At 56.4% G+C, this 19,623-nt stretch carries 21 protein-coding genes and 1 tRNA gene; 13 read left to right on the plus strand and 9 right to left on the minus strand.

Annotated features, from left to right (window positions below; all coding sequences use genetic code 11):
• The first annotated feature begins 149 nt into the window (after window positions 1-149).
• The 4 genes from DY250_RS09390 to DY250_RS09405 are packed head-to-tail and all read left to right on the plus strand — an operon-like array spanning window position 150 to window position 4,806.
• On the plus strand, window positions 150-521 hold the full coding sequence (locus DY250_RS09390) for a DUF4240 domain-containing protein (protein WP_115612071.1): 372 nt from the start codon (window positions 150-152) through the stop codon (window positions 519-521).
• A 12-nt stretch (window positions 522-533) separates the two neighbouring features.
• Entirely contained in the window at window positions 534-1,502 is a 969-nt protein-coding gene (locus DY250_RS09395) for a glycosyltransferase (protein ID WP_115612072.1), read from the plus strand.
• Entirely contained in the window at window positions 1,480-2,877 is a 1,398-nt protein-coding gene (locus tag DY250_RS09400; protein ID WP_115612073.1) for an undecaprenyl-phosphate glucose phosphotransferase, read from the plus strand. Before DY250_RS09395 ends, DY250_RS09400 begins: the two co-directional genes overlap by 23 nt.
• Before the next feature lie 21 nt (window positions 2,878-2,898).
• Window positions 2,899-4,806, plus strand: a complete 1,908-nt coding sequence (locus DY250_RS09405; protein ID WP_115612074.1) for a glycosyltransferase — start codon at window positions 2,899-2,901, stop codon at window positions 4,804-4,806.
• Window positions 4,807-5,187: 381 nt separating this feature from the next.
• Here the strand turns inward: DY250_RS09405 and ilvC are convergent, their stop codons facing one another.
• The 5 genes from ilvC to DY250_RS14050 all read right to left on the minus strand — a co-directional run bounded on the left by ilvC (window position 5,188) and on the right by DY250_RS14050 (window position 9,156).
• The gene (ilvC, locus tag DY250_RS09410) at window positions 5,188-6,201 is read right to left on the minus strand and encodes a ketol-acid reductoisomerase (protein ID WP_115612075.1); all 1,014 of its coding nucleotides are present in this window, start codon (window positions 6,199-6,201) and stop codon (window positions 5,188-5,190) included.
• A 61-nt stretch (window positions 6,202-6,262) separates the two neighbouring features.
• Window positions 6,263-6,682, minus strand: coding sequence for a hypothetical protein (locus tag DY250_RS09415; protein ID WP_115612076.1), 420 nt, complete (start codon window positions 6,680-6,682; stop codon window positions 6,263-6,265).
• A gap of 18 nt (window positions 6,683-6,700) precedes the next feature.
• Window positions 6,701-7,207: an acetolactate synthase small subunit gene (gene ilvN / locus DY250_RS09420; protein ID WP_006985385.1), complete on the minus strand. Its 507-nt coding sequence runs from the start codon at window positions 7,205-7,207 to the stop codon at window positions 6,701-6,703.
• On the minus strand, window positions 7,204-8,970 hold the full coding sequence (ilvB, locus tag DY250_RS09425; protein ID WP_115612077.1) for a biosynthetic-type acetolactate synthase large subunit: 1,767 nt from the start codon (window positions 8,968-8,970) through the stop codon (window positions 7,204-7,206). The genes ilvN and ilvB overlap by 4 nt, the downstream gene beginning before the upstream one ends.
• A 15-nt stretch (window positions 8,971-8,985) precedes the next feature.
• Window positions 8,986-9,156, minus strand: coding sequence for a hypothetical protein (locus DY250_RS14050; RefSeq protein WP_172542314.1), 171 nt, complete (start codon window positions 9,154-9,156; stop codon window positions 8,986-8,988).
• Window positions 9,157-9,408: 252 nt separating this feature from the next.
• On the opposite strand from DY250_RS14050, the gene DY250_RS09430 reads away from it, so the two are divergent.
• A tRNA-Arg gene (locus tag DY250_RS09430) sits at window positions 9,409-9,484 on the plus strand.
• Between the two features lie 201 nt (window positions 9,485-9,685).
• Here the strand turns inward: DY250_RS09430 and DY250_RS09435 are convergent.
• From DY250_RS09435 to DY250_RS09450, 4 genes are all read right to left on the minus strand, one after another.
• A complete protein-coding gene (locus tag DY250_RS09435; protein ID WP_115612078.1) occupies window positions 9,686-10,345 on the minus strand; it encodes an HAD family hydrolase in 660 nt (219 codons plus the stop codon).
• A 181-nt stretch (window positions 10,346-10,526) separates the two neighbouring features.
• Window positions 10,527-11,087 (minus strand): single-stranded DNA-binding protein, encoded by a 561-nt coding sequence (ssb, locus tag DY250_RS09440; protein WP_115612079.1) that lies wholly within the window; start codon window positions 11,085-11,087, stop codon window positions 10,527-10,529.
• 28 nt (window positions 11,088-11,115) lie between these two features.
• Window positions 11,116-12,267: an MFS transporter gene (locus tag DY250_RS09445; protein WP_115612080.1), complete on the minus strand. Its 1,152-nt coding sequence runs from the start codon at window positions 12,265-12,267 to the stop codon at window positions 11,116-11,118.
• A 2-nt stretch (window positions 12,268-12,269) separates the two neighbouring features.
• The gene (locus tag DY250_RS09450; RefSeq protein ID WP_245951094.1) at window positions 12,270-12,611 is read right to left on the minus strand and encodes a hypothetical protein; all 342 of its coding nucleotides are present in this window, start codon (window positions 12,609-12,611) and stop codon (window positions 12,270-12,272) included.
• Window positions 12,612-12,703: 92 nt separating this feature from the next.
• On the opposite strand from DY250_RS09450, the gene DY250_RS09455 reads away from it, so the two are divergent.
• The 8 genes from DY250_RS09455 to DY250_RS09490 all read left to right on the plus strand — a co-directional run bounded on the left by DY250_RS09455 (window position 12,704) and on the right by DY250_RS09490 (window position 19,498).
• Window positions 12,704-12,892 (plus strand): hypothetical protein, encoded by a 189-nt coding sequence (locus tag DY250_RS09455; RefSeq protein WP_115612082.1) that lies wholly within the window; start codon window positions 12,704-12,706, stop codon window positions 12,890-12,892.
• Window positions 12,889-13,671 (plus strand): TatD family hydrolase, encoded by a 783-nt coding sequence (locus DY250_RS09460; RefSeq protein WP_115612083.1) that lies wholly within the window; start codon window positions 12,889-12,891, stop codon window positions 13,669-13,671. The genes DY250_RS09455 and DY250_RS09460 overlap by 4 nt, the downstream gene beginning before the upstream one ends.
• Window positions 13,671-13,916, plus strand: a complete 246-nt coding sequence (locus DY250_RS09465; RefSeq protein WP_115612084.1) for a recombinase RecA — start codon at window positions 13,671-13,673, stop codon at window positions 13,914-13,916. The genes DY250_RS09460 and DY250_RS09465 overlap by 1 nt, the downstream gene beginning before the upstream one ends.
• A gap of 33 nt (window positions 13,917-13,949) precedes the next feature.
• On the plus strand, window positions 13,950-14,582 hold the full coding sequence (nth, locus tag DY250_RS09470; protein ID WP_115612085.1) for an endonuclease III: 633 nt from the start codon (window positions 13,950-13,952) through the stop codon (window positions 14,580-14,582).
• 336 nt (window positions 14,583-14,918) lie between these two features.
• On the plus strand, window positions 14,919-16,469 hold the full coding sequence (locus DY250_RS09475; protein WP_115612086.1) for a hypothetical protein: 1,551 nt from the start codon (window positions 14,919-14,921) through the stop codon (window positions 16,467-16,469).
• 126 nt (window positions 16,470-16,595) lie between these two features.
• Window positions 16,596-17,591, plus strand: coding sequence for a hypothetical protein (locus DY250_RS09480; RefSeq protein ID WP_115612087.1), 996 nt, complete (start codon window positions 16,596-16,598; stop codon window positions 17,589-17,591).
• On the plus strand, window positions 17,584-18,513 hold the full coding sequence (locus DY250_RS09485) for a hypothetical protein (protein ID WP_115612088.1): 930 nt from the start codon (window positions 17,584-17,586) through the stop codon (window positions 18,511-18,513). Before DY250_RS09480 ends, DY250_RS09485 begins: the two co-directional genes overlap by 8 nt.
• A complete protein-coding gene (locus DY250_RS09490) occupies window positions 18,506-19,498 on the plus strand; it encodes a hypothetical protein (protein WP_147293503.1) in 993 nt (330 codons plus the stop codon). Before DY250_RS09485 ends, DY250_RS09490 begins: the two co-directional genes overlap by 8 nt.
• The last annotated feature ends 125 nt before the right edge of the window (window positions 19,499-19,623 follow it).

A 19,623-nucleotide genomic window follows, 5' to 3' on the forward strand; every position in this document is an offset into this window, starting at 1 on the left:
ACCACCCTTGCCGCTGCTGCCGCCGCAGGCGACGATCCTGACGCCCAGGACAAAGCACAAAACGCCTCACTTGCTGCTCTCCTCAGCGAGCTTGCCTGGCAAGACGTTCTCGCCTTCGAAAACCGCTTTAACACCCTGCACCGCGCCTCCTGCACCGTGCCTCCTGCACCGGTCACCTGTGGTGCGCCGCTTACCTTATGTGCGGTGGTTGCTCGGATGACGGCTTTGACTACTTCCGTTACTGGCTCATCTCGCGCGGCGAGGCCGTGTACAAAGCTGCCATCACTAATCCCGACAGCCTCGCTGCCATCGCCGACCCGGAAAACGACGACTACGAACGCGAAGACATCGCCTATATCGCCCGCGGCATCTTTGCCCAAAAAACCAATGGCGCAGAAATCTACGAATACCTCCCGCCTGACGAGCGCGGCTATCCCGACATCACCTTTGACTGGGAAGAAGACGATCCTGCGACCATGCAGCGCCTCTGCCCGCGCCTCTATGCCATGTTCTGGGAATAACCTGCTCCACCCATGAACATCGCTGCCGTCATCGTCACCCACAACCGCTGCCAAAAACTGCAACACACCCTGGCAGCGACCCTCGCTCAACCCTTTTCCGCCGTCATTGTTGTCGATAACGCCTCGACCGACGGCACTCGCGCCTGGCTCGCAGGGCAACATGACCCGCGCCTGCATCTCATCCTGAGCGAACAAAACAGCGGCGGCGCAGGCGGCTTCGCCCAGGGCATGACCGCCGCCCTTGCGCACAACCCCGACTGGCTCGTCTGCTACGACGACGACGCCTATCCCGCCCCTGATGCCCTGCAACAATTCACTGCCCTTGACCTCAGCAACACCGATAGTGCCGCTGCCGCCGTGTATTACCCCGACGGCCGTATCTGTGAAATGAACCGCCCCAGCTACAACCCCTTCTGGCACCCGCGCAAACTGTGGCAGACCGCTCTCGGCCTCATCACCGGCCGCGCCCGCGCCGCCTTCCACCTTGACCACGCCGCCTACGCGCAGAACGCTCCCGTCGCCATTGATAGCTCATCCTTCGTCGGCTACTTTGTGCGCGCCGACTGGGTGCGCCGCTGCGGCGTGCCTGATGCCGCCCTTTTTATCTACGGCGACGATATCCTCTATACCCTCAGCCTGCGCAAACAGGGCGCGCGCCACGCCTTCCTGCCGACCGTCCGCTTCATCCACGACTGCTCCACCTTCAAGAGTACGCGTCGTGGTTACCACCCCATGTGGAAAGCCTATTACACCTACCGCAACGGCCTGCTCATCTACCGCTTGGCGGCAGGCATCTGGTACTACCCCGTCGCCCTGCTGAAAGCGCTGCTCTGGTTGGTTGCCGTGCGCCATTACCACCATAAGCGCCGCTACCTGCGCCTGTGGCGTCAGGCGGTCGGCGACGGCCTGCGCCGCAACCTGCGCCGTGATCCTGCCACCATCATCCGCGATTACCCCGATGACGCACCAACTGCCCGCTAATCCCGCGCGCAACGGTGCCACGCACCACATGCACTGGCTCGCCAAAACCGTTGACGCCATCCTCATCTACCTCGCCGGTGCCCTCACTTTCTGGGCCTACTTCGGCTATCCCATCTGGCAGTGGGAACGCTACCAGTGGATGACCACCCTGTCCTCGCTTGCCGCCGTATACCTCTTCAGCGCCGGCGGCGTGTACCGCTCCTGGTGGGGTACCCTGCGCGGCAGCCTCTTCCTGCGCCTTGTGCGTGGCTACACCTACCTCGCTGCCCTTATCGTCGCCTACCTCTACCTCACCAAAGCGGGCCACCATTTCTCGCGCCTGTGGTTCGGCATCTGGCTGAGTACCGCCTGCGCCGCCTGCATCACCATCCGCCTCTTCGCCTACACCCTCCTCAACCGCTTGCGCGGCGCAGGTTACAATACCCGCCACATCGCCCTCATCGGCAGCCAGGCTGCCTGCCGCGACATCTACCGCTCTGTGCGCCGTGAACCGCTTTCAGGCTACCGCATCACCCAAATCCGCCTGACCGATACCGAAGAGGCTCACTATCACGACATTGACGACATCCGCGCCTACGACCCAACACGCGATGGCGAACCGCCCTGCGACGAAATCTGGATCTGCCTGCCACTTGTTGACGCGAATACCGTCAGCGACATCTTTGACACCCTCAAATACAGCACCGCCAACATCCGCTACATCCCCAGACTGCGCGACATCCGCCTCATCAACTACCGCGCCTCCAACATCGTCGGCCACTACGCGCTTGATCTCAGCATCTCGCCGATGCACGGCGGCAAACGCTTTGCCAAATGGCTGGAAGACAAAACCATCGCCATCCTCGCCCTCATCCTGCTTTCGCCGCTACTCATCCTTGTTGCCCTGTGGATACGCGTGACGAGTGGCAGCCCCGTCTTCTACCGGCAGGAACGCGTCGGCTGGAACGGCGATACCTTCAACATCATCAAATATCGCACCATGCCGGTGGACAACGAAAAAAGCGGCAGCACCTGGGGCGGGGCGGCGGAAAAGCCCACTATCCCGCTCGGCCGCTGGCTCAGACGCCTGAGCATCGACGAACTGCCGCAATTCTGGAACGTCCTCAAAGGCGAAATGTCCGTAGTCGGCCCGCGCCCGGAACGCCCGCAATACGTCGAACAATTCAAAAGCCAAATCCCCGGTTACATGCAAAAACACATGGTCAAGGCGGGCATAACCGGCTGGGCACAAGTAAACGGCTGGCGCGGCGATACCGACCTCGAAGAGCGTATCAACTACGACCTGTGGTACATCAATAACTGGTCACTGGCGCTTGACCTGAAAATCATCGCCTTGACTGCCCTGCGCGTCTTCCACGACCGCCACGCACAATAAACCTCAAATACAGGAACCTCTATGTACATCGTGCAGCACCTGCAATTCGCCTTCCCGACCATCCCTGAAAAACTCTTCTACACCGGCAGCGACGGCGAACACGCCTGCCAGGTCAAAGAAGACGGTCTGCATCTCGCTGCCTATGGCAGACAGGTTTCGCTCAACCTCACCACCCTGTTCAACAGCTTCCCCGCCGAACACTTCCTCATCAATACCCGGGCGCAACAGGTCTATCTGCAACTGCGCTTCAGTGGCCGGGCAGACAGCATCACCGTGTACCGCAAGACTCGCTGGCATAGCGAAAAAATCCATACCGAGCCTGCGCCCGCTGAAGGCGACATCCTGCTTGGCCCCTTCCCGCTGGAGAAAAACACCAAGCGCTACGCCTTTTCCATTGAAACCCGCGCCGACATCATCCTGCATGCAGGCTGCTGGCTGGTGGATGCCGAACCGCAAGACAAAAGCGTGGACATCTGCATCACCACCTTCAAAAAAGAACACTACGTCACCGCCAACGTCAGCGCCCTGCTTGCCTATCCGCCGCTCGCCGCCATGAACTACCGCATCACCGTAGTTGATAACGGCAGCACCCTCGGCACCGACGACTTTCCCCACGCAGACAACTTCATCCTTATCCGCCAGGCCAATCTTGGCGGCACCGGCGGCTTCATGCGCGGCCTGCTGGATGCACGGGACAAACAAAGCGACTACATCCTCTTCATGGACGATGACATCCTGCTCGTGCCGGAAATGATCTACCGCGCTGTTGCCATCGCGCAAATCGCCAAGCCCAAGCGGGCCTTCGGCGGCATGATGCTGCACTACACGCGCAAAGACAAAATCCACGAACAAGGCGGCCGCCTGCCCTGGAAAATCCACAACTTCTTCCAGGCCATCAACGACGATGCCATTCTCAAAAAAACGCAACAAAAAGTGGCGCAAGAAGCCCTTGCCGCATCCGGACAGGCGGAAAAAGTTGCAGCAGACAGCGACCTCTACGCCCCGCTGTACAGCGAAGGCCATCCCGATTTCAGCGGCTGGTGGTTCTACATGGCGGAAACCCGCGATACCCCCATCCTGCCCAACTACTTCTTCAAATGGGACGACATCTGCTCCTCGCTCTACCTGCGCCAGCGCGGCACCGCTATCAGCGTTTTCCCGACCATTTTCGTCTGGCACGAAGACTTCAGCATCAAGCGCCACCTGATGATGACCGACTACCTCAGCATGCGTAACGAAGTACTCACCTTCGCCTTCCTCAACATTCCGGCCAAACAGATGAAAATCGCCTTCCGCCGCACCTTTGCCATGATCGTGCGCGACATCCTGATGTACGACTACCGCCGCGCGGAAATCCGCCTCAAGGCGCTGCATGACGCCCTTGATTACCGCCGCATCCTGTCACCGCAATTCGTCGCCGACGGCCACGGCGACTACCCGGTCAAACTCGCGCGGGAATACATGCCGGAACTGACCGACATTGACAACAACATCGACATCTTTTACGAACAAGAAAAAGCACGTTACCCACGCGGTACCTTTGTCAAACGCGCGCTGCGTATGATGCTGGCCTCCATCCGCCTCATCATCCCGTGGAAAAAAGCAGCATTGGACAACGGCAAAATCCCGCTGCTTTCGATGGATAACGGCAACTTCCCCATCATCTATCCCTACCGGCAATACTTCCTCTACAACCCGGACGGCAGCACCGGCTACTACTGCACCTACTCCAGTAGAAAGACCCGGGAACTGCTCTGGCAAACCTGGAAAACCGTGCGCCAAGTGCGCGCCGCCTACCCGCAAATCGCCGCCTACATGCAGACACAACCCTTTGACGAAGCCTACTGGCAACGCATCTTCCGGCCACAACCCGGCAAAACGGAGAAACCCCCTAATCCCCACCACCGGCAGCGCCTTTATTCTGCCTGACGGTTCAGGATTGATGCCGCTTGACGAGCCCAGTATTGACGCCGCTTGACACAAAATCCCTTCCCCCGCTTGCGGGGGAAGATGCCCAAAGGGAGGAAGGGGGGGAATAAAAACCTTGTGTTTATCCCGCTTGGTGAGCCCGAAAGCCTGGTATTCGTCCCGCTTGGCGGGAAGCCGCAAACCCAGTGTTTATAGTTAAACATCTAAAAAATCGTAACGGCGTTGCGCCACCTTGCCGTACTACCTGTACTGTCTGCGGCGGCGCGCCTTGTTACGCTTTTTTATCTATTCAACTATATCCCGCTTGACGCACGTTCAGACTTGAATCCCGCATAAAAAAGCCCCTTCGTTGAAGGGGCTTTGCTTTGTGATATAGCGGACTCAGTTCTTTTCCTGATCCACCAGGCGGTTCGCTTTTATCCACGGCATCATGTCGCGCAGTTTGGCGCCGACGATTTCGATGGGGTGTTCGGCGTTCTGGCGGCGGCGGGCGGTCATGGACGGCGCACCCACTTTGTATTCGGTGATGAAACGCTTGGCGTATTCGCCGTTCTGGATGTTGGCGAGGCATTCTTGCATCGCATAGCGGCTTTCCTCGTTGATAACCGCCGGGCCGGTGACGTATTCACCAAATTCGGCGTTATTCGAGATGGAGTAGTTCATGTTGGCGATGCCGCCTTCGTAGATGAGGTCCACGATGAGCTTCATTTCGTGCAGGCATTCGAAGTAGGCCATTTCCGGCGCATAGCCCGCATTAACGAGCGTCTCGAAGCCCGCTTTGATGAGTTCGACCACGCCGCCGCAGAGTACGGCCTGTTCGCCGAAGAGGTCGGTTTCAGTTTCTTCTTTGAAGCTGGTTTCGATGATGCCCGCTTTGCCGCCACCGTTCGCCACGGCGTAAGCGAGGGCGAGGTCGCGCGCTTTGCCGCTTTTATCCTGCTCGACCGCGATGAGGTGCGGTACGCCGCCGCCCTGCTGGTAAGTACTGCGCACGGTGTGGCCGGGGGCTTTCGGCGCAATCATGATGACGTCAAGGTCGGCTCTGGGGCTGACTTGTCCGTAGTGGATATTGAAGCCGTGGGCAAAGGCGAGCGCCGCGCCGTTTTTGATGTCGGCTTCAACGTTGCGGTACACCTCGGCGATGTTTTCGTCCGGCAGCAGGATCATGACGATGTCCGCGCCTTTGACGGCGTCTTTGACGGGTTTGACGGCGAGTCCGGCATTCACGGCTTTTTTCCAACTCGCACCGCCTTCGCGCAGACCGACGACGATGTTCACGCCGCTTTCTTTGAGGTTGTTGGCATGGGCGTGGCCCTGTGAACCGTAGCCGAGAATGGCGACGGTTTTGCCTTGCAGGACGCTCATGTCCGCATCTTTGTCGTAATAGACTTTCATGAGTTCTCCGTTTTCGGGTTTGTTGAAATGATTAAATGGCGGACCGAAGTCCGCCGTTGTGTTATTGCGCCTGTTCGTCCGTCAGGCCGCATTCTTGCGCGACGGCGTCGTTGGCTGCCGTCAGTGCGTCGAGTTCGGCGCTGGTGTCCTGCTCGGTGAGGTTGTGCAGCGCCCAGAAACGGAAGAGGCGCGGGTAGTCGGATTTTTCCACGCCGCAACTGCACGCCCCGGCTTTTTCCACGCCCCGCTCGGCGATACAGGTTTCCAGCGAGGTTTCTTTGTATTCTTCCCGCCGGGTTTCGAGGTAGGCGATGAAGGCTTCGATTTTCGCCGCTTCGTCCGGCGCTTTTTCCGCCGCCTGTTTGGCTTTTTCGATGATTTCAAGGGTCAGTCTGTTGAGTTTGCGCCCGGGATAGTCGAACTGCGCGAGGGCATTGCCTGCCAGCAGGGCACCGAGGATGAGGAGGGCGGTTTTTTTCATGGATGTTCTCCGTTGTGTTTAGAGGATGAGGCATTTATCTGTGCCGGTGGCGGCAAGGCCGGTAACGCCGGTGCGCGCCATTTCGGCGATGATTTCCGGTTCCAGCACGCCGATGAAGGCGTCGAGTTTGCGCTGCGAACCGGTCACTTCGAAGATGACGGTGCCCGGCGTGATGGCGATGATGCGCGCGCGGAAGGCTTCCGCCAGTTGCAGGTATTGGCCTCGGTTTTTCGCGTCCACGTTGATTTTGATTAAGAGCATTTCGCGGTCGACGAATTCGGTGTCGCTCAGGTTCACCAGCTTGATGACCTCGATGAGTTTGTTGAGCTGTTTGTTGATTTGTTCGATGAGTTTTTCGTCGCAGTAGGTGACCAGAGTCAGGCGCGAGATGGTTTCGTCCTGCGTCGGCGCGACGTTCAGGTTTTCGATGTTGAAACCGCGCGCCGAGAAGAGGCCGACGACGCGCGAGAGCGCGCCCGCGCGGTTTTCCATGAGAAGGGAGATGACGTGTCGTTTTGTGCTCATATCAGTACCATTTCCTGGCTGTCGCTGTCTTGGTCGTTGTCTTTATTGCGGCGGCAGCTTTTGCCGAGCAGCATTTCCGCCTGGCCGCCGCCCGCCGGAATCATCGGATAGACGTTTTCGCCGGGGGCGGTGATGATATCCACGAAGATGGTTTTGTCTTTTTGCGCGATGACTTCGCGCAGGGCCGGCTCAAGGTCGGCGGGGCGTTCGATGCGCACACCGCTGTGGCCGTAGGCTTCGGCGAGTTTGATGAAATCGGGCTGCACATCCATGGTGCTCATCGAGTAGCGGCGGTCATAGAAGAATTCCTGCCACTGCCGCACCATGCCGAGGTAGCCGTTGTTCAAGCAGAGGATTTTCACCGGCACTTGGTGTTGCAGGGCGGTGGTCATTTCCTGAATCATCATCTGGATGGAGCCGTCACCGGTGATGCAGTACACGTCTTCTTCGGGGCGGGCGATTTTTGCGCCAATCGCCGCCGGGTAGCCGAAGCCCATCGTGCCGAGGCCGCCGGAATTGATCCAGCGGCGCGGTTCGTGGAAGGGGAAGTATTGCGCCGCCCACATTTGGTGCTGGCCGACGTCGGAAGCGATGATGGCGCGCCCACCGGTGAGTTTGTAGAGGATTTCGATGACTTGCTGCGGCTTGATGCGTTCGCCGTCGGTTTCGTACTTGAGCGAGTCAACCGCGCGCCATTTGGCGATTTGCGCCCACCAGTCGGCGGTGTGCGCGGGATCGGCTGTCTCTTCGCCTATCTGGTGCAGCATCTCGCCGAGCACGGCGCGCACCGAGCCGACGATGGGGATGTGCACGGTGACGTTTTTCGAGATGGAAGAGGGATCAATATCCACGTGGATGATTTCCGCATGCGGGCAGAATTTGTTCACATCGCCCGTCACGCGGTCGTCGAAGCGGGCGCCAACGGCAAAGAGCACATCGGCATGATGCATCACCATGTTCGCTTCATAGGTGCCGTGCATCCCCAGCATCCCCAAGAATTGCGGGTCGTTGCCGGGATAACCGCCGAGACCCATCAGCGTGCCCGTCACGGGCAGGTGCAGGCGGCGCGCCACATCAATCAGTTCCGCATGGGCATTGTCGAGAATGACGCCGCCGCCGAAGTACAGCACCGGGCGCTTCGCTTTTTTCAGCGATTTCAGCGCACGCTTGATCTGCCCGACGTGCCCTTCCACCGTCGGCTGATAAGAGCGCAACGAGACCTCGTCGGGGTAGTGGAAATCGGTGAAAGCACCGGTCACGTCTTTGGCGACATCAATCAGCACCGGACCGGGCCTGCCGCTGCGCGCGATGTGGAAAGCCTTTTTGATGGTCAGCGCCAGCTCGGTTACGTCCTTCACCAAAAAACTGTGTTTGACGCAGGGGCGGGTGATGCCAACCGCATCCACCTCCTGAAAAGCATCGTTACCAATCAATACCGACGGCACCTGCCCGGAAATGACGACCAGCGGAATGGAATCGGCATGGGCGGTGGCAATCCCGGTCACGGCATTGGTCAGCCCCGGCCCGGAGGTGACAATTGCCACGCCGACTTTGCCGGACGCGCGCGCGTAACCGTCTGCCTCGTGTACCGCGCCCTGCTCGTGACGGGCGAGGATGTGGGTGATGTCCTTCTGCTTGTAAATCGCGTCATAGATATGCAGCACCGCGCCGCCCGGATAACCGAAAACGTGCGTAACCTGCTCCTCGCGCAATGCCTCAATGATGATGTCTGCACCGCTGATGTGATGTTTTTTCTTCGCCATAGCTGTTTCTTCTCGTTACGGACGGATAACGGTACGCATCACATTGCAGAGCGTCAAGCCGCGCATGGTCCCGCCTGACGGGTGGCAAGCGGCGAGATGAGGGCAGGCGGCGGTAGAAACGGCGATATTCACCGCAGCAAGCGGGAAGAGGTTGTCGATCGAGCGGGAAACAATGGCGACATTCACCACAAAGAAGCGGGAAAGCGTGGTGCGTGAATATTTTATTCCGGCACGCTATTTTTTATGTTCTTTGCGAAAACTTGAGCGACTTTTGCCGATAAAGCGAAAAAATACCGTTAACAGCAGATCTCTCATGGTGAAAAAAGGAAACGGACAGATGAGGCCGGGAAACGGGAATACGCACGAGAATACGCGGCCGGTGCCACCGCGCGGGAGAATTGCCGAAGGATAAGGCTTCCGCTACAATGCGCCACCTTCCCGCCCGTAGCTTAGTGGATAGAGCGTTGCCCTCCGGAGGCAAAGGTCAGGGGTTCGAATCCCTTCGGGCGGGCCAGTTTTTCATTGTTTTTCCTTTTCCTTGCGCCAACATCGTTGGCGCTATTTTTATGCCCGTCTCCGGACCGACAACACCCCGCAGCCACGCCGCTTGGCGCCCCCCCCTTCTGTTACCGCGCGGTGCCTCCCGCAAGCAGAAAAAAGGGGGGCGCGCAACTGCCTGAATTTACCGATTTTTATCGTGTGCAAAGGGGGAATATCAGGCGAGCAGGATGTGTTGCAGGGTAGCGACACTGTCGGCGAGATAGTCGGGTTCGGCGGCGCGCAGGGCGGCGGCGTCATGTGCGCCCCAGGTGACGGCACAGGTGCGGATGCCGGCTGCTTGCCCCATGCGGATGTCGCCTGTCGCGTCGCCGACGGTGATGACCGCTTCGGGTGCGCCGTGGTAGCCGAGGGCGGCAAGGGCAACGTGGACGCTGTCAGGATGCGGTTTGTAGTGCGTCACCTGGTCCGAGCCGATGCAGACGTCAATGTAGCCGTCGATGCCGAGCCGGGCGCTGTTATCACGCAGACGGGCGTTTCGCTTGCTGCTGACGATAGCGAGGGTTTTGTGCTGCGCTTTGAGGGTGGCGAGCAGGGCGGGGATACCGGGGAAGAGGCGGACGTGGTCGGCGGTATAGTCGCTGTAATAGCGGCGGAAATCGGCCAGCAACGCGGCGTAGGCCGCGTCACTCAGCGCTGCCGCGCCGAGGCTGCGGAAAGTGGTTTCAATGGGGATGCCCATGCTATGCACGATGGCAGCGGCATCCGGCACGGGCAGGTGCTGCGCGGCGAAGGCGGCCTGGGTGGCAAGGATGCTGCATTGGGCACTGTCGGCAAGGGTGCCGTCGAAGTCGAAGAGGATGATGCGGTAGGTCATGGGGTTTCGAGGGTTAGGTTGGCGATTTTGCCGACTTTGCGGCAAACGTGACCGCCAAGCGGGGTTATGACGCGGTTTTTGTTTTGAGACGTTGCAGGCAACGTCTCTACAAAACCCGGCAATGACGCCGCTTGGCAGCCGCGTAGTAAAAAACCGCGCCGGGCGCGGTTTTGTGGGTAACTCAGAACGGGATGTCATCGTCGAAGGTGTCTTGATCAAGCGCCGGGCCGCCGAAGCTGCCGTTATCGCTTTGCGGGGGGACGGGTTTGTTCGGCATGGGGTTGCGCGCATTGCCGCCACTGTTGCCATAGTAGTCTTCGTCGCCGCCACGGTTGGGGTTGTAGCTGCCCTGGCTGCTGTTGCCGTAATCCTGTCCCTGGTGATTTCCCCCCCAGTCGCCGCCGCTGTTGCGGCTGTCAAGCATTTGCATCTGGTCGGCGATGATTTCGGTGGTGTAGCGGTTTTGCCCGCTCTGGTCAGTCCATTTGCGGGTTTGCAGTTTGCCTTCGATGTAGATTTTGCTGCCTTTTTTGCAGTACTGACCGATGATTTCTGCCAGTTTGCGGAAGGCGACGACGCGGTGCCATTCGGTTTTTTCGCGTTTTTCGCCGGTGTTGCGGTCGTTCCAGGTTTCCGAGGTCGCGATGGAGAGGTTTGCTACGGCTTCGCCGCTGGGCATGTAGCGCATATCCGGATCGTTGCCGAGGTTTCCGATGATGATGACTTTGTTGACGCCTGCCATTTTTTTTCCTGTTTCAATAAGTTAAGAGTTAAGGGTTGCTGTGCGTTGCGGCGCGTAGTGTAGTCGTTTTGCCTATTTTCAGCAAAAGAAGCGCGGCGCAGGCGCAGACGGCAACGAGCGGCAGCAGGACGACCGCCGGCGGCAGGTCGTGCCACAGGCGCCCCGCCACCGCGCCGCCGCAGAAGCTGCCGAGGAATTGGGCACTGGAATAGAGGCCCATCGCCCGCCCGCGCGCATCGGGTGAGGCGATGTGCGCCACCCAGTGCGGCAGGCCGGTTTCGAGGCGGTAGAAGGCGATAAAGTAGATGCTAAGGGCAAAGAGCAGCCACCACGTGCCAAACGGCATGGCGAGCAGGCCGGTACCAACGGCGAGCAGCAGGTAGCTGATACCGAAGTTGAGCGGGTGTGGGGTTGCTTTGACGCGCATGAAGCAGAGGGCGACGAAGTTGGCGGGCAAATACAGCCACCAGTGGTTGGCTTTGCCGATGCCTGCGTCCACCAGTAGCGGCGGCAGGACCAGGAAGGTAGCGGTGAAAACGCCGTGCAGGAAGAAGATGGCGGCGGCGGCCTGCATCAGTTGGCGTTTGTCGTAACGCCCTGTGGCAGCCGTTTGCGGTCGGGTAGCGACGGGCGGCAGACGCAGGCTGGCGACGAGGGCGAGGCCTGCAATCAGCGCGATCAGGTAAAAGAGTCCGGCGACGCCAATCCACGCGGCAACCAGCGGTCCGATAATCAGCGACAGCACGAAGGCCATGCCGATGCTGCCGCCGAGGATGGCCATTACTTTGCCGAGTTTTTCGCCGGGGGTGATGTCGGTCGCATAGGCCAGGGTAACGGCGGCAATCGCGCCCATGCCCTGCACCGCGCGGGCAGCAATCATCATGGTGATGGTCGTCGCCGTCGCCGCGAGCAGGCTGCCTGCGACGAACAAAAGCAATCCTGCGGCAATGACCGGCTTGCGCCCGAAACGGTCGGACAGCCAGCCGCAGGGCAGTTGCAGCAAGCCCTGACTGAGGCCGTAAATACCGAGCGCGACACCGACCAGCGTCTTGTTCGCGCCGGCAAGCTCGCTGGCGTAGAGGGAAAAGACGGGGAAGACCATAAACAGCCCCAACATCCGGGACACATAAATCCCCGTGAGAATCGCGATACCGCGCTGCCAGGAAGTTGCCATCGTCATCCTCACGCCAGCAACGTGCGCAGTATGGCGGTAAACGCCTTGCGCCCGGCCTCGCCCTGTAACCACGGCAGCAGCTCGCCATCGGCATAGCAGGCAAACGTCAACACATCGCCCTCGCCCTGCACCAGCAGGCGCACCTGCCCGGCATCATCGACAAACAGCGCCTCGGCGCAATCGCCGCCACCCGCAAGCGTATCCAGCATCGCCTGCATATCGCGCAGACAATCGTGGCACGCCGTATCCGCCGTAAAGCGGTACTCGCCGAAGCCGTACACCAGCAAAAACGACAATAAATCACCCTCGCGCGCGACCAGCGACAGCGCAAGAGGCCGGGAAAAATTCATAAAATGCTGCCCTACGGGCGAAGCGTCCACAAACGGCATGGGAACCCCCAATCAGATACAATAAAAGCCCCATTTTACAGAGGAAATACCGCATGGACTGGAACAAAGTCGGATTGATCGTCATCGCCGTTGCCGTCCTTTACTACGCCTACCGCATGGTGAAAAGCGGCGGCTACCGCGCCCTGATGGAACGCTCGCGCAACGCGCCGCAGCACTGGGGCACCTTTGCCATCATCATCCTCTGCGTCATCGCCTTCGTTTACCTGCTGATCCGCCTGTGAAGCTTATCGACATCGGCTGCAACCTCACCAGCAAACGCCTCTTGCCGCATCTCGACCGCATCCTTGCCGAAGCGCAAGAGGCAGGCGTCATCGCGCAGATCATCACCGGCAGCGACGCCGCCAGCAATCAGACCGCGCTCGAACTCGCCAACCGCCATAGCGAACTCTACGCCACCGCCGGTTACCACCCGCACCACGCCGACGGCTGGCACGCCCCCGCGCACCGTCTGCTCCTGCAAACCCTCGCCCGCGAGCCACGCTGCGTTGCCGTCGGCGAAATGGGGCTGGACTACCACCGCAACCTCGCGCGGCGCGACAACCAGCGCCGCTGCTTCACCGACCAGCTCGCCATCGCCAAAACCGTACAAAAACCCGTCTTCCTGCACGAACGCGCCGCCTACGCCGACTTCGCCGCCATCCTCGGCGACGCCCTGCCCGAACTCGCCGGCGCCGTCTGGCACTGCTTCACCGGCACACGCGCGCAAATGGAAGCGATGACAGAGCGTGGCCTCTACATCGGCATCACCGGCTGGATCTGCGACCCCGAACGCGGCGCCGAACTGCGCGACACCGTGCGCCACATCCCCGCTGACCGCCTCATGCTCGAAACCGACGCGCCCTACCTCACCCCGAAAACCCTCAACCCCCTGCCGCGCGTCAACGAACCGCGCTACCTGCCGGCAGTCCTGCACGAAGTCGCGCGCTGCCGCGACGAAGACCCTGCCGCCCTTGCCGCGCAAACCCTGGCCAACACCCGCCGCTTCTTCGGAGTCTCCTGATGCCCTTCACCCCAGAACAAGAAAAAAGCCTGCTTGCCGAAAAAGGCATCGGCAAAACCATCATCCAGCGCCTCGCGCAAATGGGGCTGGATGACATTCCCGCCCTCGCGGAAGCCGACGTGGAGGACATCCTCGCCCACGGCGCCTACCTCACCGGCAGCACCTGCTGGCGAAACAGCCCGCAAGCCCGCGCTGCCATCATGACTGCCGTCGCTTGGGCGCAGCGGCAAAAAGCGCGCGGTTGACCCGCCTGACGCCATACCACTCACGAGCACACCATGACCCCCGCTGCTATCGCCGAATGCTTCCGCCGCTTCAAAGCAGAAAACCCGCAGCCGACCACCGAACTCGAATACAGCAGCACCTTTGAACTGCTCATCGCCGTCATCCTCTCGGCACAAGCGACCGACAAAGGCGTGAACAAAGCCACGCGCCGCCTCTTCCCCGCCGCCAATACCCCCGCCACCATCCTTGCCCTCGGCGAAGACGGCTTGAAGGAATACATCAAAACCATCGGCCTCTACAACAGCAAAGCGGCGAACATCCTCAAAACCTGCCAAATCCTCATCGACGACTACCACGGCGAAGTCCCCGCCGACCGCGCCGCACTGGAAAAACTGCCCGGCGTCGGGCGCAAAACCGCCAACGTCATCCTCAATACCGCTTACCGCCAACCCGTGATGGCGGTGGATACCCACATCTTCCGCGTCGCCAACCGCACCGGCATCGCGCCGGGCAAAAACGTGCGCGCCGTCGAAGACAGCCTGATGCAGCGCGTTCCGCCCGAATACCTGCTGGACGCGCACCACTGGCTCATCCTGCATGGGCGCTACACCTGCATCGCGCGCAAACCGCGCTGCACCGCCTGCCTGATTTCCGACCTCTGCGACAACCCGCAGTTGGACGACTGATGCAAACCACCCTCAAACCGCTCTTTGACCAACTTATCCTGACCAACAACCGCTCCGCCGCTTCTGTGGTAGAGGGCTCGACTCCCGCCGCTACGGGCCGTGTGAATGCCATAACGTTCAGAACAGCCAATGGGGTACAACAGTGCCAATGTAGCCGGATCTCAAGAACTTCGTGTGGATGTCCGTATGAATGTTCTTGGCAATATGTCGGGATATATGCGGACGCTAATCATGGAATAGATACATCTTTGTCACTTTTAGCATTCCGTCCTATACTGACAATTACCTGATAATTCGGGTGATTGCTAAATACACATAGGAATGGAGGAAAATAAAATGGCAACGATTAACGCCAATACGCAACTGCAAACGGGAGATACCGTCGATAGTCTGACTGGATTACAAGATTGCACCAGCGGGCGCTCTATCAATATTCGCCTGGATGGCAAAGCTGTGCCACCAGAGGGTTGGGCGGCACCTTGCCAGCCGCAGACCATACCAGCGGGGCGCTGCACAATAGTTTCCCTAGAATATAGTGAATACGACGGTTATTCCGGCAAGCCATATCTGCATAGGATTATATTCACAAAGCAAATTTTTACGGATGATGCGACACGGATCCGTGTACTTAAATCTATTATTCCCAATAAACACAGCGATAAAATGAATGACTGGCCGCACGAGGCTATTGAATCTTGGTTTAGCGGTACCAAGTCCTTCCGCAGCTGGTTTCCCAATCGCAGTGGATACTATCTTTATACGTTAGGCCAATCCAGCAAGCATTTCCCTACTCCTTTTACAGCATCCTGGCCGCAATACATCGCCTCCGAGCTGATTTACGACGCCGCTAGTGGCCTGTTCAAACCCGCTTGCGCCGAGCATGATCCCCACATACCGGAGCATCTGCAACGCGAGCGCAGTTGCCTGACCTTGTGTGATAACGAAGGCAACCGCGTCGTCATCCGCAAAATAGGCGGTGGCATCCAGGTGTGGCAGGAAAAATACCAACAACTGGCGCGGATCAATGCACAAACGCGGCAGGTAGAAATCATCAAGCAACCCGCCGAGGGGCCGGAAAAACTGATACTGACCCATGAAACGCGGGCAAAAGCACCGGCCGACCGGCAACGCACCACCATCGGCGTGGGCGAAGGCATAGACGTCATGGCCAATGAAGCGGTTGAATGGGAGCTTCAGGGCGTTGCGCGGTGGGTGGACGAACAAAAATCGCCAAAGAAACTGATTTTCTTTGCCGGTGACCAGCCCGGCACCATCCGCGTCATCGCCAGAACCGAATGCGAAGAAAAGGCCATCACCTTTACCGTGATTGCCCCCACGCACGTGATCTTCGTTAAACGCACTCTGCTACATGTTCATAAGATACTGGACGCCGGCTTTATTGCGGATGTGTATTTGCAGCCTGCACAGGTAAATTTCGGCAATTTAGAAACTAGTGAAGTGCAAAGTTACGGTTATGGCGGTACTGGTCTTTGGGTCGATTACAATGGAAAACCGCATGGGGATGCGGAAAAGTATAAAAATGGACAAAGCGAATGGGCTGATGGAAGCCTTAAAAACTTTGATCGTAGATACGGCACAAGAATATCAGGAGACCAAGTATATGGAAAACGTGAGGAATATTGCCCCGACAGCATCCCGCACAGTGAAATCCATTATGATATTCCCTATAAGTGGCGCCTAAGAGGTAATGCCGTAGAGCACTTCCTGCCCACTGTGCATCAAGCCATTATTATTGAGAGTAACGGCAACGTAACCACGCAAAAAGGTAACGAATCTGTCACCTTTCATTATTTGGCTCCAACCATTAACGGAGAACTTCATAAAAAACTACCTGTACCTAAGGAAATCTGCCCTAAGCCAAAATAGCATTAATCTCAAAGATGGACTCGCGTAAATCAGATTTTAATCAGCTATATAAATGCAAATAGCTAATTAAAAATCTATGCGTCAGAACAAATTTAATTCTTAACAGTAAATAAACAGGAAACAGAAATGAAACAGATCACGTTTCTGATTATGTCAATCTTTACATACTTACCTATCATAGCAACTGCTGGAGAAACAGCTGAGGAATATGCTGACACTGAAAAAATAACTGTAATAGATGGGGGTGTCAGTGTCTCTGGGACTCAGAGAATGGGATATGTATGCAAGGACACCCTGTATCCGGGTACCAATCGCGCCGTGCCGGAATGGCTCTTGATGCAGTTTGACCAAGCAGAACAGGACAATCCGGATTATCCGGAATCTACAATATTTCGTGAGGTATGGGATACCTATAAAACGCCGCCACCTTATCATGAATCGATAAAACCCGGGCGGGAAGAAGAATGCGTAGAACGGGCAAGAATATTTATTGAGAATATTCATAAAGCAGTAGCAGATAATATTCAGAATCTTGGTAACCCTGATTATGTCCCATTTCGTATCGCGGAGTATAGTCATGCTATTGAAAGTGGCGAAAGATTATGGTGGGGTGGAAATAAACTGGCACGCCGCAATGCGGTAGAATTTACTCGTCGTGTCTATTACGAGGTGCAATCAAAATTCCAGAACATGAACTACGCATGCCGGGATTTCTGGTATCCCAATACGCATCTGCCTGTGCCCCTATGGCTGGAAATACAGTTGCTATGGGCGGAAAGAAATAATCCGTATTACAAAAACCCGTATCTTCCCGAAACTACCCTCTTCCGCCAGGTAGAAGAGAGATACGGCGGGATTCTTGCTCATGCCGATCCCATTATTCCGGGAGAAAAATACGTGAAATATAAATGTATAGAGCGGGCAGATATATACGCAGGCGCGATTAGAGAAGCGGTGAGAGACAATATCCTTTATTATCCATTTGAAGGCGTAACAAGCATAAATAGTAGTGGGCGTGGTGGGAGAGAGTTTCTTCCGTTTGATATTGACGCTTACAGCGCCCGCGTTAAAGCCCGCGAACAGTTGGATCAGTTAGACAGGGTGCTAGAAAAATATGACTAAATATATTTGGGCGATTACATTGATGCTTGCTGGTATGTCTCGCTTAACGATTGCTGGTGAAACTATTGGCGAATATGCCTCTGAACTGGGCATTATAAACTTTACCTACTCTGAATATAATCAAATGGGATATGTATGTAAGGATACCTTGTATCCAGGCACTAATCTTGCCGTACCGGAATGGCTCTTGATGCAATTAGACCAGGCGATGCAGGATAATCCGGACTATCCAAAATTCACGACATTTCGTGAGGTGAGTGATGTTTATGACATGCCCCCATCTTATAGAAAATCGATAAGACCTGGGCGGGAAGAAGAATGCGCGGAGCGGGCAAGACTGCATATTGAGAATATTCGTAAAGCGGTCTCAGACAATATTAAAAATATTAACAATCCCGACTATATCCCTTTTCGCATTGCTTCTTATGCCTTCTATTTACGACTCCATGAACAATTACCTTGGTGGGGCGGGAATAAACTGGCTCGACGTAGTGCAGTAGAATTTGTACGTCGTGTCTATTACGAGGTGCAATCAAAATTCCAGAACATGAACTACGTATGCCGGGATGTTTGGTATCCCAATACGCATCTGACCATACCCTTATGGCTGGAAATACAGTTGCTATGGGCAGAAAATAACAATCCTTATTATCCGGAATCCACCCTCTTCCGCCAGGTAGAAGAGGAATACGGCCAAACCCTTGCTCATGCTGATCCCATTATTCCGGGCGAAGAAGATAAATGTATAGAGCGGGCAGATAGATATGCATGTGCAATTAAGAATGCTGTGAAAGATAATTCTGATTTTCGTGAAGTAAATGCCTCATGGTACATCCCATTTGATATTAAATCCTATAGCACCCGTGTTAAATCTCGTGAACAGTTAAATCAAATAACCAGGATTATAGAAAAACATGACTAGATGTATTTTGACAATTATATCAATACTCGCTTGCGTATCCCGTTTGGCTATCGCTGGAGAAACTGCTGAAGAATACGCTGCTACCCTATGGGATGGCGGTATGAATGGTAGCTTCTCTAAGACCCGTCAAATAGGATATGTATGCAAGGATACTTTGTATCCAGATACCAATCGCGCCGTGCCGGAATGGCTCTTAATGCAGTTTGACCAAGCAGAACAGGACAATCCGGATTATCCGAAATCTACCATATTTCGTGAGGTATGGGATACCTATAAAACGCCGCCACCTTATCTTGAATCGATAAGACCAGGGCGAGAAGAAGAATGCGTGGAACGGGCAAGAATATATATTGAGAATATTCATAAAGCGGTAGCAGATAATATTCAGAATCTGGGCAACCCTGATTATGTCCCATTTCGGATCGCGGAGTATAGCTTTTCTATTAAAAAGGGAGAAAGATTATATTGGTGGGGAGGAAACAAGCTGGCACGCCGCAATGCGGTAGAATTTACTCGTCGTGTCTATTATGAGGTGCAATCAAAATTCCAGAACATGAACTACGCATGCCGGGATTTCTGGTATCCCAATACGCATCTGCCCGTGCCCCTATGGCTGGAAATACAGTTGCTATGGGCGGAAAGAAATAATCCGTATTACAAAAACCCGTATCTTCCCGAATCCACCCTCTTCCGCCAGGTAGAAGAGGAATACGGCGGGATTCTTGCTCATGCCGATCCCATTATTCCGGGAGAAAAATACGTGAAATATAAATGTATAGAGCGGGCAGATATATATGCAAACGCGATTAGAGAGGCAGTGAGAGACAATATCCTTTATTATCCATTTGAAGGCGTAACAAGAATAAATAGTAGTGGGCGTGGTGGGAGGGAATTTCTTCCGTTTGATATTGACGCTTACAGCGCCCGCGTTAAATCCCGCGAACAGTTGGATCAGTTAGACAAGGTGCTAGAAAAATATGACTAAATATATTTGGGCGATTACATTGATGCTTGCCGGTGTATCCCGTCTAGCAATTGCTGGAGAAACAGCTAGCGGCGGTTCGGACTACCCGTATGGCGGCTTCCGCTATCATTGCCGCCCCTCCCGCT

Origin of the sequence: Cardiobacterium valvarum, assembly GCF_900460955.1 — a bacterium.
Classification (GTDB): Bacteria; Pseudomonadota; Gammaproteobacteria; order Cardiobacteriales; family Cardiobacteriaceae; genus Cardiobacterium; species Cardiobacterium valvarum.

Coding starts and splice junctions, on each gene's coding strand:
- ssb (WP_115612079.1), bottom strand. CDS start 11,087: ATGGCAGGCGTCAACAAAGTCATCATCATCGGAAACCTCGGCAACGAT.
- DY250_RS09455 (WP_115612082.1), top strand. CDS start 12,704: ATGGACTGGAACAAAGTCGGATTGATCGTCATCGCCGTTGCCGTCCTT.
- DY250_RS09480 (WP_115612087.1), top strand. CDS start 16,596: ATGAAACAGATCACGTTTCTGATTATGTCAATCTTTACATACTTACCT.
- ilvN (WP_006985385.1), bottom strand. CDS start 7,207: ATGAGCACAAAACGACACGTCATCTCCCTTCTCATGGAAAACCGCGCG.
- DY250_RS09435 (WP_115612078.1), bottom strand. CDS start 10,345: ATGACCTACCGCATCATCCTCTTCGACTTCGACGGCACCCTTGCCGAC.
- DY250_RS09395 (WP_115612072.1), top strand. CDS start 534: ATGAACATCGCTGCCGTCATCGTCACCCACAACCGCTGCCAAAAACTG.
- DY250_RS09490 (WP_147293503.1), top strand. CDS start 18,506: ATGACTAGATGTATTTTGACAATTATATCAATACTCGCTTGCGTATCC.
- ilvB (WP_115612077.1), bottom strand. CDS start 8,970: ATGGCGAAGAAAAAACATCACATCAGCGGTGCAGACATCATCATTGAG.
- ilvC (WP_115612075.1), bottom strand. CDS start 6,201: ATGAAAGTCTATTACGACAAAGATGCGGACATGAGCGTCCTGCAAGGC.
- DY250_RS09485 (WP_115612088.1), top strand. CDS start 17,584: ATGACTAAATATATTTGGGCGATTACATTGATGCTTGCTGGTATGTCT.
- nth (WP_115612085.1), top strand. CDS start 13,950: ATGACCCCCGCTGCTATCGCCGAATGCTTCCGCCGCTTCAAAGCAGAA.
- DY250_RS09465 (WP_115612084.1), top strand. CDS start 13,671: ATGCCCTTCACCCCAGAACAAGAAAAAAGCCTGCTTGCCGAAAAAGGC.
- DY250_RS09400 (WP_115612073.1), top strand. CDS start 1,480: ATGACGCACCAACTGCCCGCTAATCCCGCGCGCAACGGTGCCACGCAC.
- DY250_RS09415 (WP_115612076.1), bottom strand. CDS start 6,682: ATGAAAAAAACCGCCCTCCTCATCCTCGGTGCCCTGCTGGCAGGCAAT.
- DY250_RS09445 (WP_115612080.1), bottom strand. CDS start 12,267: ATGACGATGGCAACTTCCTGGCAGCGCGGTATCGCGATTCTCACGGGG.
- DY250_RS09475 (WP_115612086.1), top strand. CDS start 14,919: ATGGCAACGATTAACGCCAATACGCAACTGCAAACGGGAGATACCGTC.
- DY250_RS09405 (WP_115612074.1), top strand. CDS start 2,899: ATGTACATCGTGCAGCACCTGCAATTCGCCTTCCCGACCATCCCTGAA.
- DY250_RS09450 (WP_245951094.1), bottom strand. CDS start 12,611: ATGAATTTTTCCCGGCCTCTTGCGCTGTCGCTGGTCGCGCGCGAGGGT.